This window comes from Agromyces sp. MMS24-JH15, assembly GCF_043518605.1.
Taxonomy (GTDB): Bacteria; Actinomycetota; Actinomycetes; order Actinomycetales; family Microbacteriaceae; genus Agromyces.
The window spans coordinates 452264-478424 of record NZ_CP171358.1 but is presented as its reverse complement, the minus strand read 5'-3'; the positions used below and the strand labels follow the sequence as shown (position 1 = coordinate 478424).

Below are 26161 nucleotides of genomic sequence, written 5' to 3'. Positions count from 1 at the left end.
AGACGCCCGCCCTACCGTGGAACCGGTCGCGACGCGGTGATGCAGGGGGAACGGATCAGCGTGCGCGACCGAGAGCCGGTCTCCGCGGTCCGTACGGGCGCGGAGGCCGGCTCCCCGTCTCCGGGCCGGCCCCGCAGACGATCAGGGCGGTCACGGATGCCGCACCGGAACGCCCACCGTAACTTCGCCGATTGTGCGCCGGAGAACTGCCCGGCCCGGACGATCAGGAGCAACCCGCATGAACACCCCGACCGCGCAGCGCGACGAGTCGCGCGCCGTGAGCTGGACCGACTTCCAGGACGCCGTCCGCTACGGCGCCGACGAGGACACCCTCATCGCCGTGGCCGAGATCACGGCGAAGCACGCGCAGCACCGGTGGCTCGGCGCGCCCCTCGCGCTGCACGCGAAGCTGGCCGGCTACGCCGGGTACCTGCGCGAGTACGAGCACGGCACCGTGTTCTGGACGCGCGAGTTCGGGGCATCCGCACTCCACGGCATGATCCGCGACGTGTGGGAGATCCTGGGCCGCGAGTCGTCGCGACTCGGGATGCCGGTCGCCGACCTCGAGTTCGAGCGCGCGACCGGGACCTGGCACGGCCGGTTCGAGCGCGGACGGGTGTCGTGGGCGCCCGCGACCGGCCCGATCGTCGAGTTCGACTGAGCCGCCGCCCGCCCCCGGCGACCGCCCGCCGCCCGCATGCGGCAGACTCGACGGATGGCCGCCGCGCTCCCCGACCTCCTCCCGCGCCCGTACGACGCGGATGCGATGTACGTCGCCTTCGTGGACTGGGCGGCCGGCCGCGGCCTCGAGCTCTACCCCGCGCAGGACGAGGCGGTCATCGAGATCGTCTCGGGCGCGAACCTGATCCTGTCGACGCCCACGGGCACCGGCAAGTCGCTCGTCGCCGTGGCGGCGCACGCGGCGGCCATCGCGCAGGGCGGCCGCTCGTACTACACCGCGCCGATCAAGGCGCTCGTCAGCGAGAAGTTCTTCCAGCTCGTCGAGGTCTTCGGCGCCCAGCAGGTCGGCATGGTCACGGGCGACAGCTCGGTGAATCCGGATGCCCCGATCATCTGCTGCACCGCCGAGATCCTCGCGAACCTCGCGCTCCGCCAGGGCCCGGACGCCCGGGTCGACCAGGTCGTGATGGACGAGTTCCACTACTACGGCGAGCCCGACCGCGGGTGGGCGTGGCAGGTGCCGCTGATCACCCTGCCGCACGTGCAGTTCGTCCTCATGTCGGCCACCCTCGGCGACGTCGACGCGATCGCCGCCGACCTCACCCGCCGCACCGGGCGCCCGACCGCGCAGGTCACGGGCGTCGAGCGGCCCGTGCCGTTGCACTTCTCGTACGCGAAGACGCCCGTGCGGGAGACCGTCGAGGAGCTCCTCGAGACGCGCGAGGCGCCCGTCTACATCGTGCACTTCTCGCAGGCCGCGGCCATGGAACGCGCGCAGGCGCTCGCGTCGATCCGGGTCGCGACGCGCGAGCAGCGGGACGAGATCGCCGACGCGATCGGCGGATTCCGGTTCACCACGGGGTTCGGGCAGACGCTGTCGCGACTCGTCCGCGCGGGCATCGGCGTCCACCACGCGGGGATGCTCCCCCGCTACCGCCGCCTCGTCGAGACGCTCGCCCAGCGCGGGCTGCTGCGGGTCATCTGCGGGACCGACACGCTCGGCGTCGGGATCAACGTGCCGATCCGGACGGTCCTCATCACCGCGCTCTCGAAGTACGACGGGCAGCGGATGCGCCAGCTCTCGGCCCGCGAGTTCCACCAGGTCGCGGGCCGCGCGGGCCGTGCCGGCTACGACACCGCGGGCAACGTCGTGGTGCTCGCCCCCGAGCACGAGATCGAGAACGAGCAGGCGCTGAAGAAGGCCGGCGACGACCCCAAGAAGCTCAAGAAGATCGTGCGCAAGCAGCCGGCCGCGGGCTTCATCACGTGGGGCCAGGGCTCGTTCGAGCGGCTCGTCGTCGCGCCGCCCGAGCCGCTCGTGCCGCAGCTGAAGCTGACCGCGGCGATGCTCATCAACGTCATCGCGCGGGGCGGCGACGTCGTGGGGGACATCCGCTCGCTCGTCTTCGACAACCACGAGCCGCGCGCCCGACGCTTCGCGCTCGCGCGCCGCGCGCTCGAGATCCTGCGGACGCTGCGCGACGCCGAGGTCGTGGTGATCCGGCCCGCCGGCCCGGGGGAGGCGCGACTCGCCGACGTGTCGCTCACGGTCGACCTGCAGCCGAACTTCGCGCTCAACCAGCCGCTGTCGCCGTTCGCGCTCGCCGCGATCGACCTGCTCGAGCCGCCGTCGCCCGACGCGGCGCCGGCCGCGACCACGAGTGAGCAGGGCACCGGCCACTACGCGCTCGACGTGGTCTCGATCATCGAGTCGACGCTCGACGATCCGCGCCCGATCCTCTCGCAGCAGGAGTACAAGGCGCGCGGCGAGGCCGTCGCTGCGATGAAGCGCGAGGGCATCGAGTACGAGGAGCGGATGGCGCTCCTCGAGGAGGTCACGTGGCCCAAGCCGCTCGACGAGCTCCTGGACCACGCGTTCGAGGTCTTCGCATCGAGCCAGCCGTGGGTGCGGGACTTCGAGCTGAGCCCGAAGTCGGTCGTGCGCGACCTGTTCGAGCGCTCCATGTCGTTCACGGAATACGTCTCCTTCTACCAGTTGCAGCGCAGCGAGGGGCTCGTGCTGCGGTACCTGTCCGACGCGTTCCGCGCGGTGCGCCAGACCGTGCCGGAGGAGGCGAAGGACGAGGAGCTCCGCGACATCGTCGAGTGGCTCGGCGAACTCGTCCGCCAGGTCGACTCGAGCCTCGTCGACGAGTGGGCCGAGCTCGTCGACCCGAACGCGCACCTGCCCGAGGACGACGCCCCGGTCGTGCCGCCCGCGCCGCCCTCGGTCGTGACGAACCGGCGCGCCTTCACGGTCCTCGTGCGCAACGAGCTGTTCCGCCGAGTCCAGCTCGCCGCGCTCGAGCGCGACGAGGAGCTCGCCGAGCTCGACCCCGAGGCCGGCTGGCCGGCCGTGCTCGACGCGTACTACGCCGACCACGACGAGATCGGCACGGGTCCGGCGGCGCGCTCGCCGCGACTCGCGGTGATCGACGAGACGGATGCCTCGCCGGCCCGCGGCGGGGTCTGGCGGGTCGAGCAGGTGATCGACGACCCGGCCGGCGACCACGACTGGCGCATCCGCGCGGTCGTCGACCTCGCCGAGTCGGCCGAGCAGGGCGCCGCCGTCGTCCGCGTGACCGAGGTCGTCCGCCTGTAGTCCCGCCCCTCCGGTGGCCGCGCCCCCTCCGGTGGTCGAGGAGCGCCCGAGCGCAGCGAGGACGCGTTTCGAGACCCGGTGAGCCGAGCGTTTCAGGCGAGCGCGAGCATCCCCGCTGCGGCGAGTGCAAGCGCGAGCCCCGCCCACTGGACCGGCGCGATCCGCTCCTTCAGCACGATCGCCGCGAGCAGGATCGTGCCGGCCGGGTACAGCGCCCCGAGGACCGCGGCCACCGACAGGTCGCCCGCGCGGATCCCCAGCAGGAGCAGCACGTTCGCGGTCGCGTCCACGAGTCCCGCGCCGAGCGCGAGCAGGATCGCGGTGCGGGCGGGCGACCGGGGCGGGGCATCCGTCGTGGCGGGCGGCACCGGCCCACCGGACACGGCCGCCGACGGGGCGGACGCGACCCGCGCCCGCGCGCGGCTCGCGACCAGCGCCGCGATCCCGACCGTCGCGAAGCCCAGCACCGCGGTCGTCGACCGCGTGGCCAGGAGCGGCACGAGGCCCGAGGCCTCCGCGGTCTGCGAGATCAGGATGTAGTAGGCGCCGATCCCGATGCCCGATCCGATCGCCATCAGGATGCCCCGCGGGCTCGGCCGCACGGCTCCGCGCTCGGGCACGAAGCCGACCAGCACGACGGCGACGAGCGCGAGCGCGAGCGCCCACCCGCCGAGCGCGCCGAAGCGCTCGCCGCCCACGACGAGCCCCCAGGCCATCGGCGTGATCGCGGACACGACGGCCGTGAGCGGCGAGAGGATGCTCATCGGCCCGATCGCGAGGCACGCGTAGAGCAGGGCGATCGCGATCATGCCGGCGACGCCCGCGGCCGCGCCCCACGCGAGATCGGCCGGCGTCCAGGTCGCACCGAGGAAGGGCACGACCACGGCGAGCAGCGCGAGCCCCGAGGCCGCGCCGAGCGCCGTGACCAGGATCGAGCTGATGCGCTTGGCCGCGATCCCGCCGACGAAGTCCGCCGCGCCGTACACCAGCGCGCCGGTGAGCGAGAGGACGGCGGTGAGCATCGCGCCAGCCTAACCGCCGGGCCGCTACCGAGCGCGGCTGCGCGAGACCCGGTGCTCAGATGAGCAGGATGCCGCGCACGCAACTTAAGCGCAGATCCCGAGTCCGGCAACCCCTTCCGTCCGCACGGCGGGCTACGTACGATGCGAGTGCTCCCGCTCGCGGAAGATACCCGACCGCCGCGTTCGCGCGCTCTGCGGGGCGTTCGGAGGAGAGCCATGCAACGACGTACCGTTCGGCGACTCTCGGGGGTGGCGCTCGCCACCGCGGGAGCGGTCGCCCTCGGGCTGCTCGGCCCGGTGCCGGCCTTCGCGGCCGACGACGTGACGATCAACCTCGTCACGGTGAACGACTTCCACGGTCGCATCAAGCAGGACGGCACCGCAGCGGGCGCCGCGCGGTTGTCGACCGCCGTGAAGGCGATCCGCTCGGCGAACCCGAACACGATCTTCGCGGCCGCCGGCGACCTGATCGGGGCATCCACCTTCGATTCGTTCATCCTGAAGGACGAGCCGACGATCAAGGCGCTGAACGAGGCGGGCCTCCAGGTGAGCGCCGCCGGCAACCACGAGTTCGACCAGGGCTGGAACGACCTGAAGGGTCGCGTGCAGGACCTCGCGAACTGGGAGTACATCGCGTCGAACGTCTTCCTGAAGGGCACCGACACCCCGGCGCTCGCGGAGTCGTGGACCACCGAGGTCGGCGGCGTGCAGGTCGGCTTCGTGGGCGCCGTGACCGAGGAGCTGCCGTCGCTCGTGAGCCCGGCCGGGATCGCCGACCTCGAGGTCCGCAACATCGTCGCCTCGGTGAACGCGGCCGCCGACCGGCTCACCGCCAACGGCGCCGACGTCGTCGTGCTCCTCGTCCACGAGGGCGCCGCGACCACGGCGGTCGACTCGGCCACCGACCCGAACTCCGCGTTCGGCAAGATCGTGAACGGCGTCGACGGCGACGTCGACGCGATCGTCTCGGGTCACACGCACCTCGCCTACAACCACGTGATCAACGGTCGCCCCGTGATCTCGAGCGGCCAGTACGGCGAGAAGTTCAGCAACATGACGATCGTGTTCGACACGGACGCCAACGCCGGCGCCGGCGCGATCGTGTCGATGAACAACCAGGTGATCAACACCGCGACCGCGATCCCGGGCACCAACCCGGTGCAGTACACCTACCAGTCCGAGCCCGACCCGGCCGTGACCGACCTGCTCGCGCCGTACCTCGCCCAGTCGGAGGAGCTCGGCAAGCAGCCGCTCGGCACCGCGACCGCGACGCTGGCCCGCGGCCTGCAGTACGACGTCGACGCGGTCACCAAGCTGCCCGACCCCACCAAGCCGCCGGTCGAGCTCCGAGGTGCCGAGTCGACGCTCGGCAACTTCGTCGCCGACGTCCAGTACTGGAAGGCGAACCAGGACAAGCAGGTCGACATCGCGTTCATGAACCCGGGCGGCCTGCGCGCGAACCTGGACGCCGGTGAAGTCACGTACCGCGAGGCGGCGAACGTCCAGCCGTTCGCGAACTCGCTGTTCACCGAGGTGCTCACGGGCGCCCAGGTGAAGCAGGTGCTCGAGGAGCAGTGGCAGCCCGCCGCGGCGAGCCGGCCGTTCCTGAAGCTCGGCGTCAACCGGGGCCTCGAGTACACGTTCGACGCGACCCTCCCGGTGGGCTCGCGGATCACGAGCGTCACGCTCGACGGCGTGCCGATCGATCCCGCGCGCACGTACCGGATCGTCGCGAACTCGTTCCTCGCCGCCGGCGGTGACAACTTCGTCACCCTGGGCAAGGGCACCGAGCGCGCCGACAGCGGCATCAGCGACCTCTCGGCGATGGTCGAGTGGTTCGAGGTGTTCGAGTCCGTGACGCCCGACCGCGTGCAGCGCTCGGTCGGCGTGCACCTGTCCGCGCCGGATGCCGACGGGTACGACCCGGGCGACCAGCTCACGGTCGACCTCTCGTCGCTGGACTTCTCGGCCGGCGGCACGGGCGGCGAGGTCGTCGTGACGGTCGGCGGGGTGGAGCTCGGCCGCGGCGCGATCGACACGTCGCTCGTCCAGCTGTTCGACGAGTTCGGTCGCGCCTCGATCAGCGCGCCGATCCCGGCGGGGGTCTACGGGCCGCAGCAGCTCGTCGTGAGCGTGCCGTCGACGGGCACCGAGGTCGCGCTGCCGATCCAGGTGAACGCCGCGCCGGCCGACACCACGACGATCGGCGTGCCCAACCGGGTGCTCGCGTCGCGGACCACGAGCATCGCCTACTCGGGCGTCGTGTTCGCAGCGGACCGCACCGCGCCGGTCGGTACGGTGACGATCAGCGATCGCGGCACGGTCATCGCGACCGTCGCGCTCACGGCCGAGTCGAACGGCCGGTTCCGGGTCGACCTCGGGACGTTGAGCCGCGGCGTGCACCTGCTGCGCGCCTCGTTCGACGGCGCGAAGGGGTACGTGGACTCGCGGAGCTTCCAGGTCCCCGTCGTCGTCTTCTAGTCGGCGACCAGCAGACGGGGCCGGTCCGGGAGGGCCGGCCCCGTTCGCGTGCGCGGGGGCGAATCGAGGATGCCCCGCCCGCCCGCCCGCCCGCCCGCGGCCCGGACGACGCCCTCGGGTAGCCTTGACCGGTGATCACCCGGAGGGCGCGCGCAGCGCGCGGCGCATCGATCGCCGCGTTCGCGGCGTTCACCGCGGCCCTCGCGCACGCCGCAGGTGGCGGACACGCCCCCGGCCCGCTCGCGGTCGTGCTCGCGCTCGCGGCCTCGACGCCCCTCGCGATGGTCCTCGTGGGCGTCCGCGCCCGGCTCCTCGGCACGTCCGTCGCGGCCGTCGCCACGCAGGCCGCGCTCCACCTCTGCTTCGCGATCGGCGCGGGCGCCGCGGCCGCGCCGGGAGCCTCGTCCGTGGGCGCCGTCGGCGCCCAGGCGCACGCCCGGCACGCGGGCGCCGCGGGCGTCGCCGTGCATCCGATCGGCTTCGACGTCGTCGCGATCGACCACGGCCACGCGGCGATGCCGTTCACGCACCTCGCGGCAGCCGCGCTCACCGTCGTCGCGATCCTCCTCGCGGACCGGAGCGCCGGGGCGATCGCGCGCACCGTGCGCATGCTGCTCGGCCGGCTCGTCGCGGTCCGGACTCCGCTCGCGCGGCCCGTCGGCCGCGTGCTGCTGCGCGCCGACCGCCGCGTCCGCGTGCTCCGCTCGGCGATCCTCGCCGCGGCTCGCCCGGTCCGGGGTCCGCCGGTCCTCGTCTCCGTCGCCCCCTGAGCGACGAGGCGTCGCCGCGCTCGCGGTGCACGCTGCTGCGTCGGCCCGGTGTTCCCGGGCGGCGCGACGATTCCGACGACCGCACCCGACTCCGGCGCGCCAACGCGCCGACCAACCCAAGGATCACCCCACCCATGCGTACTGCGCACCTCACCGTCGCCGGCCTCGGCGCCGGCGCCCTCCTCGCCCTCGCCGCCCCGCTCGCCGCCCAGGCGCACGTCACGGTCGACCCGACGTCCGCATCGGCCGGGTCGTACACCGTGCTGACGTTCTCGGTCGGACACGGCTGCGACGGGGCATCCACGACCGCGCTCTCGTTCGACGTCCCCGAGCCGATCCTCTCCGTCACGCCGACGATCGTCCCGGGCTGGACCGCGGAGAAGGTCCTCGAGACCCTCGACGAGCCGGCCGAGGGCGCGCACGGCGAATCCGTCACCGAGCGGGTCGGCCGGGTGACCTACACGGCCGCGACGCCGCTGCCGGACGGCTTCCGCCAGACCTTCCAACTTCAGGTCTTCCTGCCCGAGGATGCGGCGGGCGAGACCCTCGAGTTCCCCGTCCTCCAGTCCTGCGAGGTCGGCGAGACCTCGTGGAGCGAGTCCGCGGTCGACGGCGCCGAGCCCGAGCACCCCGCCCCGGCGCTCGCGGTCGGCGAGGCGACGGCCGACGCGCACGACCACGGCACCGCGTCCGCCGCCGGCGACCACGACGCGTCCGGCGGGCACGACGCCGAGGCATCCGGGTCCTCGACCGAGGCGACCACCGACACGCTCGCGCGCGTGCTGGGCGTCGCGGGCCTCGCGGTCGGCGTGGTCGGGATCGTCCTCGCGGTGACCGCGCGCGCGTCGCGGAAGCAGCAGGGCTGATGCGCGGGCACGGCCGGCCGACGCGCGGGAGGGCCTCGCGGACTCGCCGCGCGCCGGCCGTGCTCGCCGCGTACTTCGCGGCGGTCGGCGCGGCGGCGGTGCTCGCCCTGGCGCCGGCCGTCCCGGCGTTCGCGCACAACTCGATCACGGGCACGACGCCCGCGGCCGACTCGACGATCGTCGAGCAGCCGGGCGCGGTCGTCGTCTCGACCAGCGACGCCCTGCTCGAGGTCGGCGGCGGCAACCTGATCGACCTCACGGGCCCGGACGGCCTCCACTACGCGTCGGCCTGCGCCGAAGTGTCGGGCACGGAGGTCTCGGTCCCGGTCGAACTCGGCCCCGCGGGCGAGTACACGGTCGTATGGCGCGTGGTCTCGGCCGACGGGCACCCGATCTCGGGCGAGTACGCGTTCACCTGGGCGCCCGCCTCGGGCGCGGGCACCGGGGTCGGCATGGTCGACCCGGCGTGCGACGCCGTCGCCGCGACGGACGCGACGTCCGGGCCCGAGGATGCGGAGGCGCCTGACGACGCCGGTGCGGCGGGTTCGGCGACGGATGTCGCGTGGATCGCGTCGGCCGTCGTGATCGCCCTCGCCGCCGGCGTCGCGACCTGGCTCGTCGTCCGCCGTCGCGGGGGACCGGACGCCGACGACGCGGGCGCCGAGGCCACCGACAACGCGGGTGCCGAGGCCACCGACGAGTCCGGCACCGACGACGTGGATCGATCCGGGCCCGAGGTCGGCGGCGGCCGGTAGGGTCGACCGGGTGAACTGGAGCGCGCCCGACCCGTCGTGGGAACCCGAGGACATCCCCTGGGACCCGGACGAGCTCGTCCCGCCCGACGACCCCGACGCGTGGCTTCCGCCCGACCCGGGCGTCGAGCCCGCATGGTCGGCGGGTCGCGCCGGCGGCGCCGGTCGCGGGGGCTCGGCACCCGCGGCATCCGGCACGCCGGTGGCGCCGGGCGCGCCCGCTCGCACGGCCCCCGCACGGTTCGCGACCGCGCTCGACGCTCTGCACGAGGTCTTCGGCTACGACGCCTTCCGCGGCGACCAGGCGGCCGTCATCGAGCAGGTCGCGGCGGGCGGGGACGCGGTCGTCCTCATGCCGACGGGCGGCGGCAAGAGCCTCTGCTACCAAGTGCCCGCGCTGCTGCGCGAGGGCACCGGCGTGGTCGTCTCGCCGCTCATCGCGCTCATGCACGACCAGGTCGACGCGCTCGTGCGCAACGGCGTCCGCGCCGGCTACCTGAACTCGAGCCAGGTCCCGGCCGAGCGCGCCGAGGTCGAGCGCGCGTTCCTCGCGGGCGAGCTCGACCTGCTCTACGTCGCGCCCGAGCGCCTCAACACCGAGCCGACCCGCCGGCTGCTCGAGCGCGGGACCGTCGCGCTCTTCGCGATCGACGAGGCGCACTGCGTCGCGCAGTGGGGCCACGACTTCCGGCCCGACTACCTCGCGCTCGCCGAGCTCGCCGAGCGCTGGCCGGACGTCCCGCGCATCGCCCTCACCGCGACGGCGACCGAGGCGACGCACCGCGAGATCACCGAGCGCCTGTCGCTGCAGGATGCGAAGCACTTCGTCGCGAGCTTCGACCGGCCGAACATCCGGTACCGCATCGAGCCGAAGTCCGACGTGCGCCGTCAGCTCCTGAGCTTCATCCGCGCCGAGGGGATGGATGCCTCCGGCCGCCCCGCGGCCGGCATCGTCTACGCGCTCTCGCGCGCCTCGACCGAGAAGGTCGCGGCGTTCCTCGTGCAGAACGGCGTCGACGCGATGCCGTACCACGCGGGCCTCGACCCCGAGGTGCGCCGGCGCACGCAGGACCGCTTCCTGCGCGAGGACGGCGTCGTGGTCGTCGCGACGATCGCGTTCGGCATGGGGATCGACAAGCCCGACGTCCGCTTCGTCGCGCACGTCGACCTGCCGAAGTCGGTCGAGGGGTACTACCAGGAGACCGGGCGCGCCGGCCGCGACGGCCTGCCCTCGACGACCTGGCTCGCCTACGGCCTCCAGGACGTCGTGCAGCAGCGCCGGATGATCGACGAGAGCCCGGGGGACCTCGCGCACCGTCGCCGGCTCGCCCAGCATCTCGACGCGATGCTCGCGCTGTGCGAGACCGTGCACTGCCGCCGGCAGAACCTCCTCGCGTACTTCGGCGAGGAGAGCGTCGCGTGCGGCAACTGCGACACCTGCCTCGAGCCGCCCGAGTCCTGGGACGGCACGGTCGCGGCCCAGAAGGTGCTGTCGACCGTGGTCCGGCTCGACCGCGAGCGCCGGCAGCGGTACGGAGCGGGCCAGCTGGTCGACATCCTGCTCGGCCGCCGGACGGCCCGAGTCGAGCAGCTCGGGCACGACACGCTCTCGACGTTCGGCATCGGCCAGGACCTCACCGAGGTGCGGTGGCGCGGCGTCATCCGGCAGCTCCTCGCACAGGGACTGCTGCAATCGGTCGGCGAGTACGGGGTGCTGGCCCTCACCGAGGCATCCGGCGCGGTGCTCACGGGCGCACGGCGCGTCGAGTTCCGCGTCGAACCCGACCGGCCGACGCGCGCCGCGTCGCGGGGCGGAACCGGCCGGGGCGCGTCCGCGGCGGTCGACCTCGACGCGGCCGACACCGAGCTGTTCGAGGCCCTGCGGGCGTGGCGCGCGGGCGAGGCGCGCGAGCAGGGCGTGCCGGCGTACGTCGTCTTCGGCGATGCGACGCTCCGCGCGGTCGCGCAGGCGCGCCCGTCGCACCTCGGCGAGCTCGACGGCATCACCGGGATCGGGCAGGTCAAGCGCGAGCGCTACGGCGACGCGCTCGTCCGGGTGGTCGCGGGCGGCTGACCCCGGTCGGTCGCCCCTGGGAGAGGCGCCGCGCAGGCGGGCGCGAGCGAGCGCGAAGCTTCGCGCGAGGCGCCCCGCCGGGACGGCGCGGTCGACGCTACGATCGCGGGAGGGGGCGTCGCGGGGTGCGGCGGCCACGGGGACTTGGGGGTGCGGCATGGCCGATCGTGCGAAGCGTCCTGTCGGGGTGACCGTCGTGGCGGTGCTCGCGTGGATCTCGGGCGCGCTCGACATCGTGGGCGGCGTCCTGCTGCTCCTGCTCGCGGCCGTGCCGTCCGTCTCGGACGACTTCGGCGGCGCCGGTCCCACGATCGGCGCGGGCATCGGCTCGATCATCCTGGGGCTCATCGTCGTGATCGTCGCGGGCGGGCTGCTCGGCGGCAACACGGCGGCGCGCCTGATCGTCACGGTGGTCCAGGTGTTCTCGCTGATCGGCGGGCTCTTCTTCGCGGTCGCGTGGTACGGCAACCGCCCCGAGGCCATCACCGAGTGGATCGGCGTCGCCGTCTCGATCGCCATCCTGCTGCTGCTCTGGACGCGCAAGGCGAGCGCCTTCTTCAACGACTGAGTCCTGCCGCCGAGCCGACGGCGCGAGCCCCTCGCCCGAGCCACGCGGAGGCGACGGTGGGATGTCGACATCGACGTGTCCGTCCGGTTCGACTCGCGCGCGCAATCTTGTGGACATCCGACCGCCGCATTGCGCTGGACTTGTAGGAACCGGCAACAGTCATCGCGCGGCTCGCGCACTGGTTTGTAGGCAGCTGACGCAGCGTTCGCGGCCCGGGAAGGCTCGGTCGTACGGTAGCCGCGGTCACGAACCCGGATCGAGAAGGACGGCACCGACGATGGTTGACACGGCATCCCGCACCGAGGCGCAGCACACCGCCCGCGACGTCGAGGCGGCAACGCCCGAGCCCGCGAACACGCCCGCCGGCGGAGCATCCGAGCAGGCAGTCGAGGCCGAGCCGAGGATCGACGTCGAGGCCCTCGGGCGGCGCCTGCTCGGCACCTGGGCCGACATCCGGCTCGGGGCGCGCGAGCGCGCCGCGCGCCCCGAACTCCAGCGCATCGAGGGCCAGACCAAGGAGGAGCACCGCGCACGGGTCACCGAGCAGCTGAAGCTCCTCGTCGAGACCGGCGCGATCCAGCGGGCGTACCCCGTCGCGTTCGGCGGACAGGACGACCACGGCGGCAGCATCGCCGCGTTCGAGGAACTCGTCCTGGCCGACCCCAGCCTCCAGATCAAGTCGGGCGTTCAGTGGGGGCTCTTCGGCGCCGCCGTCCTCCACCTCGGCACCGAGCGGCACCACGAGAAGTACCTGCCGTCGATCCTCACCCTCGAAACGCCGGGCGCGTTCGCGATGACCGAGACGGGCCACGGCTCGGACGTCGCCTCGATCGGCACGACCGCGACCTACGACGAGGCGACCGAGGAGTTCGTGATCCACACGCCGTTCCGCGGCGCATGGAAGGACTACCTCGGCAACGCGGCGGTCGACGGGCGCGACGCGGTCGTGTTCGCGCAGCTCGTGACCAAGGGCGTCAACCACGGCGTGCACGCGTTCTACGTCCACCTGCGCGACGCGGAGGGGAACTTCCTCCCGGGCGTCGGCGGCGAGGACGACGGGCTGAAGGGCGGCCTCAACGGCATCGACAACGGCCGGCTGCACTTCACGCAGGTCCGCGTCCCGCGCGAGAACCTGCTCAACCGCTACGGCGACGTCGCCCCGGACGGCACCTACACGAGCTCGATCCAGAGCCCCGGCCGTCGCTTCTTCACGATGCTCGGCACGCTCGTCCAGGGGCGCGTCTCGCTCGACGGGGCCGCCACCGCGGCCGCCGCGATGGCGCTCACGATCGCGATCACCTACGCGACCCAGCGCCGCCAGTTCACCGGCGCGGATGACGCGGTCGAGGAGGTCCTGCTCGACTACGGCCGGCACCAGCGCCGGCTCATCCCGCGGCTCGCGACCGTGTACGCGCAGACGTTCGCGCACGACGAGTTCCTCGTGAAGTTCGACGCGGTGTTCAGTGGCAAGGCCGCGACCGACGCCGACCGCGAGGACCTCGAGACCATCGCCGCCGCGCTCAAGCCCCTGTCGACCTGGCACGCGCTCGACACGCTGCAGGAGGCGCGTGAGGCGTGCGGCGGGGCCGGGTTCCTCGCCGAGAACCGGCTCGTCGGGCTCCGCCAGGACCTCGACGTCTACGTGACGTTCGAGGGCGACAACAACGTGCTCCTCCAGCTCGTCGCCAAGCGCCTCCTGACCGACTACTCGAAGCAGTTCAAGGGCGCCGGCTTCGGCGTGCTCGCCCGCTACGCGGTCGGCCAGGCCGCCGACAAGGCCTACCACGGCACGGGCCTGCGCCGATTCGGCCAGAACCTCGCCGACCTCGGTTCGACCGCGCGCTCGGTGTCGGGCCTGCGGGAGGAGGCCACCCAGCAGGCGCTGCTCGCGGATCGCGTCGAGACGATGGTGTCCGAGATCGCCGCCCGCCTGAACGACGCCCGCAAGCTGCCGAAGGCCCAGGCCGCCGCGGTCTTCAACGCCAACCAGGACGAGCTCATCGAGGCCGCCCGTGCGCACGGCGAACTGCTCCAGTGGGAGGCGTTCACGCGCGGCGTCGCCGCCGAGACCGACCCGGGAACGAAGCAGGTGCTCACGTGGGTGCGCGACCTCTTCGGCCTCGGGCTGGTCGAGAAGCACCTCGCGTGGTACCTGGTGCACGGCCGGATCTCCGCGAAGCGCGCCCAGGCGCTCACCGCGTACATCGACCGCCTCATCGCCCGGCTCCGCCCGCACGCGCTCGATCTCGTGCACGCGTTCGGCTACACCGACGCCCACCTGCGCGCGAAGATCGCGACGGGCGCCGAGCAGGAGCGCCAGGACGAGGCGCGCGCCCACTACGACGCGCTCCGCCGGTCCGGCGACGCGCCCGTGCACGAGAAGTCGATCGCGAAGAAGCACGGCAAGCGCTGAGGCGGCGGGCGCCGGTTCACACCTCCTGCCAAGGGTGCCCGGATAGCGTCGAAGACGTGACCGAGCCAGCCCTGGACGAACCGGAACGCCCCATGCTGACGTGGAAGGCCGCGGCCTTCCTCGACGCGATGGACGGCGAGACCGCGGCCGACCTCGTGCAGCTCCGGCGCGAGTTCGAGCGCTTCCTCATGCGCTACAAGTTCGGCATGGAGGAGATCTCGACGAAGCTCGAGATCCTGCGGCAGGAGTTCGGGCTGCTCGACGGGCACAATCCGATCGAGCGGATCGAGCACCGGCTGAAGTCGATGGACGGGATCCTCGAGAAGGCCGCGCGCAAGGGGATCGAGCCGAGCTTCGAGGCGCTCCGCGAGCACGTGCACGACATCGCGGGCGTGCGCGTGACGTGCAGCTTCGTGAGCGACGTCCGCCGCATCGTCGACCTGCTGACCTCGCAGGACGACATCACGGTCGTCGCGGTCAAGGACTACATCTCCGAGCCGAAGCCGAACGGGTACCGGAGCCTGCACGTCATCCTCGACGTGCCCGTGTTCCTCTCGGGCGGATCCGAGGCGGTCCGCGTCGAGGTCCAGTTCCGCACGATCGCGATGGACCTCTGGGCGAGCCTCGAGCACAAGACCTACTACAAGTACGAGACGAAGGTGCCCCAGCACCTCCTCGACGGCCTCGCCGAGGCCGCCGAGGAGGCGGCGCGACTGGATGCCACGATGGAGCGCCTGCACCACGAGGTGCGGTCGTACCGGCCCGACGGGGACGAGCGGATGCCCCGCCGTCGGCCCGCCGTCCGCGTGTAGCGACTCAGACGAGCCCGAGCGCCCGGACCGCCTCGCGCTCCTCCTGGAGCTCGAGCACCGAGGCCTCGATGCGCGTGCGGGAGAACTCGTCGATCACGAGCTCGTCGACGATGGTCCAATCGCGGCCGTCGCTCGTGACCGGGAACGACGAGACGAGCCCCGCGGGCACGCCGTACGAGCCGTCCGACACGATCGCCGCACTCGTCCACCCGCGGTCGCCCGTGCCGAGCACCCAGTCGCGCACGTGGTCGATCGCCGCGGACGCCGCCGATGCGACCGACGACGAGCCCCGCACCTCGATGATCTCCGCGCCGCGCTTGGCGACGCGCGGGATGAACGCCTCCACGAGCCACGCGCGCGCGGCGGCCTCGCTGCCGAACCTCGCGGCCAGCACGTCCGGCACCGGCCGCCCCTCGGCGGTCGCGTGCGCGACGTCCGGGAACTGGCTGGCCGAGTGGTTGCCCCAGATGATGACGTCCCGGATGTGCGAGACGGGCACGTCGAGCGCCGCGGAGAGCTGCCCGAGCGCGCGGTTGTGGTCGAGGCGCGTGAGCGCCGAGAAGCGCTCGGGCGGGACATCCGGCGCGTTGGACTGCGCGATCAGGGCGTTGGTGTTCGCCGGGTTGCCGACGACCGCGACGCGCACGTCGTCGGCCGCGCGATCGTTGATCGCGCGCCCCTGCGGCCCGAAGATCCCGCCGTTCGCGGCGAGCAGGTCGCCGCGCTCCATGCCCGCGGTGCGGGGGCGCGCGCCGATGAGGAACGCGAGGTTCGCGCCGTCGAACGCCGTGCCCGGGTCATCCGTCAGCTCGACGTCCTCGAGCAGCGGGAACGCCGCGTCCTGGAGCTCGAGCGCGGCGCCCTCGGCGGCGCGCAGGCCCTGCGGGATCTCGAGCAGGCGGAGGCGGACGGGGGTGTCGGGGCCCAGCAGGTCCCCGGCGGCGATGCGGAAGAGCGCGGCGTAGCCGATCTGGCCGCCGGCGCCGGTGAGCGTGATGGTGACGGATGCTCGCGACATGTGGATGAGCCTACGGCGCCCGATGCCCGAACGGTCCGTGCCCGGGCGATGCGGAGCGCCGCGGCCCGATCCGGCGGGCGCAGGCTAGCGTTGGCACATGCGGGACCTGTATCCGGAGATCGAGCCGCTGGCGACCGGCATGCTCGGCGTTGGGGACGGACAGCACATCTACTGGGAGGTGTCGGGCAACGCCGATGGCAAGCCCGTCGTCTTCCTGCACGGCGGCCCGGGGGCGGGCACGACGCCCGAGCACCGGCGCCTCTTCGACCCCGAGCGGTACCGCATCATCCTGTTCGACCAGCGCGGCTGCGGCCTCTCGATCCCGCACGCCTCGGAACCGGGCGCCGACCTGTCGGCGAACACGACCTGGCACCTCGTGGCCGACATGGAGCGCCTCCGCGCCCACCTCGGCGTCGATCGGTGGCAGGTGTTCGGCGGTTCGTGGGGTTCCGCGCTCGCGCTCGCCTACGCCGAGACCCACCCCGAGCGCGTCACCGAGCTGGTCCTGCGCGGCATCTTCACGCTGCGCCGCCAGGAACTCGACTGGTTCTACGAGGGTGGGGCGTCGGCGATCTACCCGGACCTCTGGGAGGACTTCCTCTCACCCGTGCCCTACCTGGAGCGGATGCACCTCATCGAGGCCTACGGCCGGCTCCTCGACGACCCGAACCCGGAGGTCCACCAGCCCGCCGCGATCGCGTGGTCGAGGTGGGAGTCCTCGACGATCACGCTTCTGCCCCAGGTGGAGACGATCGCGCGGTTCACCTCGCCCGAGTACGCGACCGCGTTCGCGCGGATCGAGAACCACTACTTCCGCCACGGCGGCTGGTGGGACGAGGGGCAGCTGATCCGCGACGCGCACCGGCTGCGGAGCATCCCGGCCGTCATCGTGCAGGGCCGCTACGACATGTGCACGCCCGTGATGACCGCGTGGGACCTCCACCAGGCGTGGCCGGAGGCCGAACTGCGGATCATCGGCGACGCCGGGCACGCGTTCGACGAGCCGGGCATCCTCGAGGCGCTGCTCGAGGCGACCGACCGGTTCGGCGAGCGGAGCGTCCAGGCGCCGGCCGATCCGCCGGCCGATCCGCCCGCTGAGGCGTCGGAGGGCTCGGATGGGTCGGATCGGCACGACGCGGACGCCGACCCCGACGCCGACGCCGACGCCGGCGACGCCACCGACCCCGAATCGGCCGCCGGCGATGCCGAGCCCGAAGGGGATGACCCCGACGCGGATCGCGGATGACCGCGCGTCCCGCAGCCCGCGTATCCAGTCCGAAGGAGCGCGTGTCGAAAGCGGCACGACGCGTGCAGCGCGGCATCGTCCGCGGCGTGATGGCCCTCACGCCCCGGCGCCCGCACCTCGTCGTCAACGGCTACCCGGTCGACGAGGGCAACGCGATCGAGATGCTCCGCGGCGCGGTCGCGCGCTACCCGGGCACCGTGCGGTGGCTCGTCCCCGAGGTGGCGGAGGCGCGCGAGGTCCTCGAGGCCGCGGGCGCCGATCCCGACCGACGCGTCGAGATCGTCGCGCACCGGTCGTTCGCCGGGCTGTGGTGGTTCGCGACCGCCGAGGTCTCGATGTTCACGCACGGGGTGTTCGGCAACCCCGGCCGGGTCCCGCGCAAGACGATGGTCAACCTGTGGCACGGCGGCGGCTTCAAGGGGCACATCATGAGCGACGAGCGCGGGCGGCCCACGATCTCGTCCGACTACCTCGTCGCGAGCACGCGCAAGTTCGGCGAGGCGCGCGCGCGCGAATGCCGGCTGCCCGCGGGCGGGCTGCTGGTCACCGGCAACCCGAGGATCGACCAGTTCGAGCGATCCGACGCCGCGGCCCTGGATCGGCTCGGCATCGACCGGAGCCGGCCGTTCGTGCTCTGGATGCCGACGTTCCGCAGGAACAAGGGGCGCGGCCTCACCGCTGGGTGGTCGGATGTCGCGGGCGAGGCCCCGCCCGACGTCAACGCCGTGATGGCCGGGTGCGTCGACCTGCTCGCGCGCGAGTACGGACTCGCGGTCGTCGTGAAGCCCCACCCCCAGGATGCGGAGAGCCGGGCGATCCCGGGCGCCGTGGTCGTGACCAACGAGGACCTGCGGGCCGCGGGCGTGCAGCTCTACGAGCTCATCGGCGCCGCGTCCGGGCTCCTGACCGACTATTCGAGCGTGTGGATCGACTTCCTCGCGCTCGATCGGCCGATCGCCTTCGTGGTCCCCGACCTCGAGGGGTACACCGCCGGCCGGGGGTTCGATCCGCCGGACGCGCTCGACTGGCTGCCGGGCCCGACGCTCGCCGACGAGGCCGACATCCGGGCGTTCGCCGAGGACGTCCGGGACGGGGGAGACGCGTCGCGTGCGCGCCGCCGCGAGGTCGCGGTCGAGGTCGGGCACGTCGCCGGGCCCGGCGTCGCCGACCGGATCCTCGACGAGCTCGACGCGCGCGGCGTGTTCGCGCAGCCGTTGCTGCCGCGCCGGACGCCCGACGCATGAGCGACCGGGATCAGCGCCGCATCCCTGCGGCCTCGGCCGCGTCGATCTCGCGCAGGAACCGGTAGCGGTCCGGCGCGGGCGGGCGCGGGAACTGCGTCCCGGGCTCGACCACGAGCGAGATGGTGAGGAAGAGCGCGAAGATCGCGCTCGACTCGATCAGCCCGTTCTCGAGGAAGCTGCGCGCGACGAGCAGGAGGAGCAGCGGAAGGGTCAGGTTCCGGATCATCCGATCCGACCGGATGCTGTCGAGCGACGTGGCGACCACCCACAGGGCGACGAGCACCGTGCCGATCAGCCCCGCCTGGGCGAGGATCGACACCCAGCTGCTGTCGAGCACCTGCGTGTCCCACCACCGCTGATCGACGGCCACGGTCTTCTGGGCCAGCCCGATGCCGATCCACTTCGCCCAGCTGTCGAAGGGGACGTCCAGGACGACGTCCCACGCGATGGTCCGCGAGCTCAGGCTGGTCAGCTCGGCGGTGCTCTGGCCGCGGATCGCGAACTGCTCGACGGTGTCCGTGAACGTCGCCACGACATAGGCCACGGGCACGAGCGCGAGGAGCCCGATGCCGGTCGACCGGGGGATCGGCCAGGCGAGCAGGAACGCGAGCACGATCGCGAGGACGACGACGCCGAGGGTCGTCCGCGAGCCGGTCGCGAAGACGATCCCGAGGAAGACGGCGAACGCGATGCTGTTCCAGACCCGCATGCCGCGCCGCGCGAGGTCGACGACCAGGGCGATCGCCACGGGCGCGGCGAGCCCGGCGACCTCGTTCGGGCGCAAGTCGGGGATGCCGCCGCCGAGGCGGCCGTTCGCGAGGAGTTCGGGGAGCCCGGTGACCGCGGCGAACAGCGCCACGGCGCCGATCGCGGTGAGCAGCGTCGTGAGCACGAGCATCGGCGGTCCCGAGGCGACCATCACCACGACCGTCGTCGTGACGAGGATGATCCGCGCGCTCAGGATGAGCGACGCCGTGCCCTCGTCGGCCGCGATGGCGCCGACGCTCGACACCCCGACGACCGCGAGCAGCAGGATCAGCGACCGCGCGCCCACCCGGCCGTGGCGCGGCGAGTGATCGGCGACGACGAGCGCACCCGCGAGCGCGAGGACGCCGACGGCGGCCTTCCCGATCACGACGGGGTCGATCCCCCCGGAGAAGATCGCGCCCGGTCGCCACGACACGACGCTCACGACGAGGGCGACCCACACCGCGAAGAACTCGACCTGACGCCGGCTCACGGGCGATGGGACGCGCACGGGATCAGCTCCGTCCGCTGCCCTTGCGCGCCGCCGAGGCCGCCGCGGGCCGCTCGGTGCGTCCCGCCGCCGGTGCCGGTCGCGCGGCCTTCGCCGCCGACGCCACGGCGCTCGGCCGCTTCGGGACGTTCACCGCGCGGCGCGGCTCCGCGTCGAAGTCCTCGACCCGCCAGCCCGCCGCGAGGTCGTCGTGGCGGAGGCGGCGGACGTCGGCGAACACCACGCCGATCGGGCGGACGCCCTCGAGACGGAGCACGGTGACCGCGCGGGCGAGTTCGGACTCGGTCGTCTTCGCGTGCGCCACGACGATGACGACCACGTCGGCCGACGTCGCGACCGCGTGCAGCCCGAGCGGGCGCGACTGCGGGGCGGTCTGGAGCACGGCCAGGTCCGCGTAGTCGACCAAGGCGCCCGCGAGGGCGGGGAACCGCTCCTCGACCACGAGGTCGGTGGGCGTCTCCACGCCGCTCGGGACCGCCCAGACGGCCCCCTCGTCGTCCGTGACCTCGACCGGCCGGACCGAACCGGTCAGCTGGACGGAGCCCTCCATGAGGAGGTCGCCCACGCCGGGCCGCCCGAACAGGTCGGCGATCTCGGGCAGTTCGGAGTCGCGGTCGGGGACGGATTCCACGAGGAGGACCTGCCGACCGGACTCGGCGTAGGCCCTGGCGAGCCCGACGCGGACGTGCGCCGGGGCCGCGTCCGGCGTCGGCGGGACGAGCAGCAGGAGTTCGGGGACGGCCCCGCCGTTTGCGTGGCGGATGTTGAGGACCGCCTCGAGGTAGCCGTCGTCCTCCGGGTCGGTCTCGAGCCGGCCCTGGACCCGCCGGGGCTGCCGGAGGCGGCCGAATACGGGCAGCCCGGTGATCCGGCGCACGTCCGCGGCCGAGCGGACGCGGGTGTCGAGCTGGGCGAGGAGCAGCGCGAGCGCGGCCCCGACGGCGAGACCCGTGACGAGCCCGAGCCCGAGGAGGACGACCGGCTGCGGTGCGCTCGGCGACGCCGGCGCGGCCGCGGGGATCTGGACCGCGAGGTCGACGCTGTAGCTCGCGTCCGGCGTGTTCTCGATCTCGGAGACCTCGCGGGAGAGGCCCTCGGCGACGGCGTTGGCGAGGTCCGAGGCATCCTGCGCCGTCCGCCCTTCCGCCGTCACCTCGACGAGCACGGTCCCGGTCGGGTTCTCGGCGGTCACGCGCGAGGCGATCTGCTTCTCCGTGAGGTCGCCCTCGAGTTCGTCGGCCGCGTAGCCGAGCACGTCGGCGCTGTAGACGAGCTGGGGATAGGAGCCCACGCGCGCGATGCTGAACTGCGAGAGCTCGGCGAGCGAGGAGTTCGACGACTCCACCTGCAGGAACAGCGTCGCCGTCGACGTGTAGGTCTTCGGGAGGACCACGGTGATGATCCCGGCGAGCCCCACGCACACGGCGACGGACACGGCGACCACCGCCCAGCGCTGCTGGAACACCTGCACGTAGCCCTGAGCAGCCATGCGAACCTTCCGCGAACCGGGTGGGAGGTCCCGAATCTATCAGCCGGGGGTGCTGGCGTTCTCGCCCCATGACGGGGGAGAATCGAGCACCCGAACACGGCGCAGTCGCCGCCCGATAGAGAGCCGCCCCCATGCACACCTCCATACCCCAGCCGAAGCCCGGCCGGTCGCGGCGGTGGGCGATCGCCGCCACCGTCGTACTCCTGCTCGCGTCGGCCGGCGGGGCGCTCGCGGTCGCGAGCGGCGTCGGCAGCGGCGGGGCGGGGATCCCGCCGATCCCCGACGCGCTCTCGGACCCCGCCATCCAGGAGGCGCTCGCGCGCGACCCGGGTGCCGGTGCGCAGCCCCCCGGATCCGCCCAGTACCCCGTCCCGGAAGGAGCCGTCTTCGTCGACGCCGCCGCGGCACCGGGCGGGCGCGGGACCGTGGACGCGCCGTACGCGAGCATCCAGGACGCCGTGTCCGATGCGTTCGACGGTGAGACCATCGTGCTGCGGGCGGGCGAGTACCACGAGAGCGTGCAGGTGACGTCGACCTCCGGACTCACGTTCCAGCCGTATCCCGGCGAGGAGGTGTGGCTCGACGGCAGCGTCGTCGTCGACGGATGGGTCGCCGAGGGCGACCGGTGGGTCCACGACGGCTGGGACGTCGTCCTCGACTCGAGTCCGACCTTCGAGCGGGGGGCGCCCGAGAACGAGGAGCAGAACTGGACCTTCGTCGACAAGGCCCACCCGATGGCGGCGCACCCGGACCAGGTCTGGGTCGACGGCACGCCGCTCGCGCAGGTCGCGACGGCCGACGACGTGGGTCCGGGCGAGTTCGCGGTCGACCTGGAGCGCCACGCCCTCGTCGTGGGTGCCGACCCGTCGGGCGTCGAGGTCAGGTCGAGCGTGATCCCGCGCGCGTTCCAGCTCCGGGCCGAGAACCTCACGGTCCGCGGGATCGGCATCCGACGGTACGCCCCGTCGGTCCCGGACATGGGCGCGGTCACGATCGAGAAGCCGGGCGCGACGCTCGAGCAGGTCGTCGTCCAGGACTCGTCGACGACGGGGATCTTCATCGGCGATCGGGGGGCGACCCTGCGGAACGTGACCGCCGAGCGCAACGGGCTGATCGGCATCAGCGCGAACTTCGCGGACGGACTGGTCGTCGACCACGTCGCGGTGACCGACAACAACGTCGAGGCGTTCAACCGGGCACCGGTGGCCGGGGGCATGAAGGTGACGAGGTCGCGCGGCGTGTCCGTCCTGTCGTCCGCGTTCGCGGACAACGCGGCGGGCGGGCTGTGGTTCGACCAGTCGTGCGCGATGATGCTCGTCGCGGACAGCCGCTTCGACCGCAATGTCGGCCACGGGCTGTTCCTCGAGATCTCGGCCCGCGCCGCGGTCCTGCGCAACGTCATCTCGCAGAACGGCCGATACGGCATGAAGGTGAACGACACGAGCGAGGTGGTCGTGAAGGACAACGTGCTCGTCGCGAACGGGTGGGGGATCACCGTGCTCCAGGACGAGCGGCGCGCGGATGCCCCGGACGCCGCGGGCCTGGACCGTCGGTTCCCGCAGCCCGACCCCGTGATGACCTGGATCGCCAAGGACGTCGTGATGGTCGGCAACCTCATCGCCGGGGGCGGCACCGAGCCGTTGCTGTGGCTCCAGGACTACACGGGCGAGTACGACGCGGAGGAGCTCGGGACGATCGCGGAGGGCAACACCTACGTGCGCGCGGGCGCGGGCCAGCCCGAGCACGTCGTGCGCTGGCAGGTGGAGCGCGGCGACCCTGCGGGGTTCGACACCGTCGCGGAGTTCCACGACGCGACGGGGCAGGAAGCCACCGGCGTCGACGCGTCCGCGGGCGCGGCGACCGAACCGGCCGCCGAGGACGACGCGCCGTTCGAGTGGCCGGCGTGGGCCCGCGACGCATGGGGTGCGTCACTCGACTAGTTCGTCACGGGCCACCCGAGCCCGGAATGCGACACCGACACGCCCCCCGTTTTGGGAGGGCCGGAGGACCCCCTGACACGACTACGGTCGGAACACCGGAACGACTTCGCGTTCACCTCGGCGACGTACCCGGCAGGCGTCGAGGCACTGTCCGTCGTGTGTGCGCGAAGCAGGTCCGGAGGATACGTCCAGAACGACGGGGGTGACGTAGCGATGATTCGACCGATCCTGACGGCTTCCGCGGTCGGTCGCGCCGCGCTCCACGGCGACGATGCGGCGGTGGCCCGATGAGCACGCTGCCGACACCCGCGGATCCCACCGACGGCGGTCGGTTCGCCGCGGCCGCTCGCGTCGTCGACGGCGAGGTGATCGGCGCCGCGTCGGGCGCCCGTGCTCGCGAGCGGTACCGCGACCGCGTGCGCGTGACCGACAGCATCGTGGTCGTCGCGGCCGTGCTCGGCAGCGTCTCCGCCAGGCAGGTGATGACCGGACCCGCCGACGAGTCCATCGTCTGGCGGCTCGGCGTGCCGCTGTTCGTGACGTTCGTCTGGCTCTGCGCGCTCGCGGCCTTCCGCACCCGCGACTCGCACATCACGGCGGCCGGCGCGACCGAGTACAAGCGGGTCGCGAACGCGACGATCGCCGCGTTCGGGCTCATCGCGTTCGCGCTCGTGCTCTCGGGCGCGCCGGGCGCGCGCTTCTACCTGCTCGTCGCCCTGCCCGCGGGCGGCATCGGCCTGCTGTGCGGCCGGTGGCTGTGGCGGAGGTGGCTGCTCGCGCAGCGGCGCTACGGGCAGTACCTGTCTCGCGCGGTCGTGGTCGGCCCACTGGCCGACATCACGCGGATCATCCGCCAGATGGACCGGAGCCCGGCCGCCGGGTTCCGGGTCGTCGGCATCGTCTCCGACGACATCCCGACCCCGACCCTCGCCGTCGACTCGCGCGAGCTCCCGGTGCTCGCCGGGATCGGCGAGGCGGCACGCGCCGCCGCCGAGTGGGGTGCGGACGCCGTGGTCGTGACCGGTGACCTCGACGAGGACGGGTCGCGCCTGCGTCGCCTCGGGTGGGAGCTCGAGGGGACCGGCGCGGAGCTCGTGCTGCCCTCGCGACTCACCGACGTCGCGGGCCCGCGCATCCACTTCCGTCCGGTCGAGGGGCTCCCGCTCCTGCACGTCGAGATCCCGACGTTCTCGGGTCCGAGGCACACCCTGAAGCGGGCCTTCGACATCGTGTTCGCGTCGGTCGCGCTGATCCTGATCGCGCCCGTCATGCTCGCGACGGCCATCGCGATCCGCCTCGAGGACGGCGGGCCCGTCTTCTTCGTGCAGACGCGCTGCGGGCGGGACGGCCGGACGTTCCGGATGTTCAAGTTCCGCTCGATGGTCGTCGACGCCGAGGCGCGCCTCGCCGAGCTCGCCGACCGGGACGAGGGCGCCGGTCCGCTGTTCAAGCTGCACGACGATCCGCGGGTGACGCGCATCGGGAGGCTCATCCGCGCGTACTCGATCGACGAGCTGCCGCAGTTCTGGAACGTCCTGATCGGCGACATGAGCGTCGTCGGCCCGCGTCCGCCGCTCGAGCGCGAGGCCGCCGCCTACGACGGCGTCGTGTCGCGACGACTCATGATCAAGCCGGGGCTCACGGGCCTGTGGCAGATCAGCGGTCGCAGCGACCTCGACTGGGAGGAGAGCGTGCGGCTCGACCTCTACTACGTCGAGAACTGGTCGCTGACCGGCGACCTGATGATCATCTGGCGGACCATCCGCACCGTGCTCGCGGGCGACGGCGCGTACTGAGCGGGCCGCGGCCCGACAGCGCGGCTGGACGGCCTCGGGCGGCTAGACGGCCGCCTCGGCGTGGCCCAGGACGGTCGTGGCGATCTCCCTGCGCATGGCCGCGACGCTCCGCCGCCACGAGTACCCGAGCTCCTCCGCCGAGCGGCGGTGCGCGGTGCGCGGGGGCAGTCGATGCAGGGCTGCGGCGATGCCGACCGGGTCGGACGGGTCCGCGTACACCGCGTGGTCGCCGAGGATCTCGCGGAACACCGGGATGTCGCTCGCGAGGACGGGCGCTCCGAACTCGTACGCCTCGAGCGTCGGCATCCCGAAGCCCTCGTCGCGACTGAGGAACAGCAGTCCCCGCGTGTTCGAGTACAGCCACGCGAGCTCGCCGTCGTCGACGTGGCCCAGGAAGCGGATGCGCCCGTCGTCGATCGCCTCCGCGGCCGAGGCCAGCTCCGATCGGCGCCCGTCGGGTTCGCCGACGACGACGAGCGGCGTCGCCGGAGACAGGAGCCCGGATCCGAGTGCGCCGAGGATGGCGTTCTCGAGGTTCTTGCGGGCGTTCAGCCGCCCGACGCTGAGGTGGAATGCCTCGACCCCGTCCAGGCCGTCGGGACGCCGCGGGACGGCGTTCCGCAACGACCCGCCGACGTCGAGCCCGACCGGGACCACGGGGCGGGCGCCGGCGACGCGGCGGATCCGCCCGGCCTCGGACGCGGACGACGTGAAGACGACGCGGCTGCGGCGGATCGTCGCCGGCATGAGCGCGAAGTAGGCGCGCTCGAGGGGCGTGAACCACTCGGGCGAGGTCACGAACATGAGGTCGTGCACGAACACCGCGGATCGGCCGAACGCGGGCGTGAAGTTGTGCGTGACCATCACGTCGGCCCGCACGCGGCGCGCGGTCACCGGGAGCTCCAGGATCACGCTGACGCCGTGCGGGGCGAGCGAGGCGCCGACGACCTGCACGCCCGCCGGGAGCTCGGCTCGCGCGGTCTCGAGGTGGCGCCGGCGGACCGCGACGAGCACCTCGTCGTGCGGATACTGCTCGATCCACGCGAGGATGAACTCCCGCTGGACCTGGCGGTTGGAGATCGGGCCCTCACCCCACCAGAAGCCGTCGAACAGCACCCGCATGCGACGG

Annotated in this window: 18 protein-coding genes and 1 pseudogene; 14 read left to right on the top strand and 5 right to left on the bottom strand. The window is 73.2% G+C overall.

Translation table 11 applies throughout. From position 1 onward, the window contains the following. Positions 1-238: 238 nt before the first annotated feature. Together ACDF64_RS02230 and ACDF64_RS02225 are read left to right on the top strand one after the other, a co-directional pair. Positions 239-661: an LGFP repeat-containing protein gene (locus ACDF64_RS02230; protein ID WP_394553166.1), complete on the top strand. Its 423-nt coding sequence runs from the start codon at positions 239-241 to the stop codon at positions 659-661. Positions 662-715: 54 nt separating this feature from the next. Continuing rightward, positions 716-3283: a DEAD/DEAH box helicase gene (locus ACDF64_RS02225; protein ID WP_394553165.1), complete on the top strand. Its 2568-nt coding sequence runs from the start codon at positions 716-718 to the stop codon at positions 3281-3283. Between the two features lie 92 nt (positions 3284-3375). On the opposite strand, the gene ACDF64_RS02220 is transcribed toward ACDF64_RS02225, so the two are convergent. Continuing rightward, positions 3376-4305, bottom strand: a complete 930-nt coding sequence (locus tag ACDF64_RS02220) for an EamA family transporter (protein ID WP_394553164.1) — start codon at positions 4303-4305, stop codon at positions 3376-3378. A gap of 216 nt (positions 4306-4521) precedes the next feature. On the opposite strand from ACDF64_RS02220, the gene ACDF64_RS02215 reads away from it, so the two are divergent. The 8 genes from ACDF64_RS02215 to ACDF64_RS02180 all read left to right on the top strand — a co-directional run bounded on the left by ACDF64_RS02215 (position 4522) and on the right by ACDF64_RS02180 (position 15041). Then, positions 4522-6786, top strand: a complete 2265-nt coding sequence (locus tag ACDF64_RS02215; protein ID WP_394553163.1) for a 5'-nucleotidase C-terminal domain-containing protein — start codon at positions 4522-4524, stop codon at positions 6784-6786. Positions 6787-6917: 131 nt separating this feature from the next. After that, the gene (locus ACDF64_RS02210) at positions 6918-7556 is read left to right on the top strand and encodes a hypothetical protein (protein ID WP_394553162.1); all 639 of its coding nucleotides are present in this window, start codon (positions 6918-6920) and stop codon (positions 7554-7556) included. A gap of 134 nt (positions 7557-7690) precedes the next feature. Next, a complete protein-coding gene (locus ACDF64_RS02205; RefSeq protein ID WP_394553160.1) occupies positions 7691-8422 on the top strand; it encodes a YcnI family protein in 732 nt (243 codons plus the stop codon). Continuing rightward, on the top strand, positions 8422-9177 hold the full coding sequence (locus ACDF64_RS02200; protein WP_394553159.1) for a copper resistance protein CopC: 756 nt from the start codon (positions 8422-8424) through the stop codon (positions 9175-9177). The genes ACDF64_RS02205 and ACDF64_RS02200 overlap by 1 nt, the downstream gene beginning before the upstream one ends. 10 nt (positions 9178-9187) lie before the next feature. Beyond that, entirely contained in the window at positions 9188-11248 is a 2061-nt protein-coding gene (gene recQ / locus ACDF64_RS02195; RefSeq protein WP_394553158.1) for a DNA helicase RecQ, read from the top strand. A 187-nt stretch (positions 11249-11435) separates the two neighbouring features. Further along, a complete protein-coding gene (locus tag ACDF64_RS02190; protein ID WP_394553157.1) occupies positions 11436-11816 on the top strand; it encodes a hypothetical protein in 381 nt (126 codons plus the stop codon). A 277-nt stretch (positions 11817-12093) separates the two neighbouring features. Then, entirely contained in the window at positions 12094-14229 is a 2136-nt protein-coding gene (locus ACDF64_RS02185; protein WP_394553156.1) for an acyl-CoA dehydrogenase, read from the top strand. A 128-nt stretch (positions 14230-14357) separates the two neighbouring features. Then, entirely contained in the window at positions 14358-15041 is a 684-nt protein-coding gene (locus ACDF64_RS02180; RefSeq protein ID WP_394555037.1) for a GTP pyrophosphokinase family protein, read from the top strand. A gap of 4 nt (positions 15042-15045) precedes the next feature. Here the strand turns inward: ACDF64_RS02180 and ACDF64_RS02175 are convergent, their stop codons facing one another. Then, a complete protein-coding gene (locus ACDF64_RS02175) occupies positions 15046-16059 on the bottom strand; it encodes a malate dehydrogenase (protein ID WP_394553155.1) in 1014 nt (337 codons plus the stop codon). Positions 16060-16156: 97 nt separating this feature from the next. On the opposite strand from ACDF64_RS02175, the pseudogene pip reads away from it, so the two are divergent. After that, positions 16157-17110: pseudogene (gene pip / locus ACDF64_RS02170) on the top strand (prolyl aminopeptidase); the annotation flags it as partial. A 257-nt stretch (positions 17111-17367) separates the two neighbouring features. Then, entirely contained in the window at positions 17368-18549 is a 1182-nt protein-coding gene (locus ACDF64_RS02165; RefSeq protein ID WP_394553154.1) for a CDP-glycerol glycerophosphotransferase family protein, read from the top strand. A gap of 10 nt (positions 18550-18559) precedes the next feature. On the opposite strand, the gene ACDF64_RS02160 is transcribed toward ACDF64_RS02165, so the two are convergent. Both ACDF64_RS02160 and ACDF64_RS02155 read right to left on the bottom strand, forming a co-directional pair. Continuing rightward, a complete protein-coding gene (locus tag ACDF64_RS02160; protein ID WP_394553153.1) occupies positions 18560-19807 on the bottom strand; it encodes an O-antigen ligase family protein in 1248 nt (415 codons plus the stop codon). Positions 19808-19811: 4 nt separating this feature from the next. After that, positions 19812-21296, bottom strand: a complete 1485-nt coding sequence (locus ACDF64_RS02155) for a hypothetical protein (RefSeq protein ID WP_394553152.1) — start codon at positions 21294-21296, stop codon at positions 19812-19814. 131 nt (positions 21297-21427) lie between these two features. Between ACDF64_RS02155 and ACDF64_RS02150 the strand changes: the two genes are divergently transcribed. Both ACDF64_RS02150 and ACDF64_RS02145 read left to right on the top strand, forming a co-directional pair. Then, the gene (locus tag ACDF64_RS02150; protein ID WP_394553151.1) at positions 21428-23236 is read left to right on the top strand and encodes a right-handed parallel beta-helix repeat-containing protein; all 1809 of its coding nucleotides are present in this window, start codon (positions 21428-21430) and stop codon (positions 23234-23236) included. A gap of 287 nt (positions 23237-23523) precedes the next feature. Then, positions 23524-25032 (top strand): sugar transferase, encoded by a 1509-nt coding sequence (locus ACDF64_RS02145; protein ID WP_394553150.1) that lies wholly within the window; start codon positions 23524-23526, stop codon positions 25030-25032. Positions 25033-25074: 42 nt separating this feature from the next. Here ACDF64_RS02145 and ACDF64_RS02140 read toward each other — a convergent pair whose 3' ends face one another. Beyond that, positions 25075-26154, bottom strand: a complete 1080-nt coding sequence (locus ACDF64_RS02140; protein ID WP_394553149.1) for a glycosyltransferase family 4 protein — start codon at positions 26152-26154, stop codon at positions 25075-25077. Between the last annotated feature and the right edge of the window lie 7 nt (positions 26155-26161).

Coding starts and splice junctions, on each gene's coding strand:
- ACDF64_RS02140 (WP_394553149.1), bottom strand. CDS start 26,154: ATGCGGGTGCTGTTCGACGGCTTCTGGTGGGGTGAGGGCCCGATCTCC.
- ACDF64_RS02155 (WP_394553152.1), bottom strand. CDS start 21,296: ATGGCTGCTCAGGGCTACGTGCAGGTGTTCCAGCAGCGCTGGGCGGTG.
- ACDF64_RS02145 (WP_394553150.1), top strand. CDS start 23,524: ATGAGCACGCTGCCGACACCCGCGGATCCCACCGACGGCGGTCGGTTC.
- ACDF64_RS02180 (WP_394555037.1), top strand. CDS start 14,358: ATGGACGGCGAGACCGCGGCCGACCTCGTGCAGCTCCGGCGCGAGTTC.
- ACDF64_RS02200 (WP_394553159.1), top strand. CDS start 8,422: ATGCGCGGGCACGGCCGGCCGACGCGCGGGAGGGCCTCGCGGACTCGC.
- ACDF64_RS02205 (WP_394553160.1), top strand. CDS start 7,691: ATGCGTACTGCGCACCTCACCGTCGCCGGCCTCGGCGCCGGCGCCCTC.
- ACDF64_RS02215 (WP_394553163.1), top strand. CDS start 4,522: ATGCAACGACGTACCGTTCGGCGACTCTCGGGGGTGGCGCTCGCCACC.
- ACDF64_RS02230 (WP_394553166.1), top strand. CDS start 239: ATGAACACCCCGACCGCGCAGCGCGACGAGTCGCGCGCCGTGAGCTGG.
- ACDF64_RS02175 (WP_394553155.1), bottom strand. CDS start 16,059: ATGTCGCGAGCATCCGTCACCATCACGCTCACCGGCGCCGGCGGCCAG.
- ACDF64_RS02185 (WP_394553156.1), top strand. CDS start 12,094: ATGGTTGACACGGCATCCCGCACCGAGGCGCAGCACACCGCCCGCGAC.
- ACDF64_RS02225 (WP_394553165.1), top strand. CDS start 716: ATGGCCGCCGCGCTCCCCGACCTCCTCCCGCGCCCGTACGACGCGGAT.
- ACDF64_RS02220 (WP_394553164.1), bottom strand. CDS start 4,305: ATGCTCACCGCCGTCCTCTCGCTCACCGGCGCGCTGGTGTACGGCGCG.
- ACDF64_RS02150 (WP_394553151.1), top strand. CDS start 21,428: ATGCACACCTCCATACCCCAGCCGAAGCCCGGCCGGTCGCGGCGGTGG.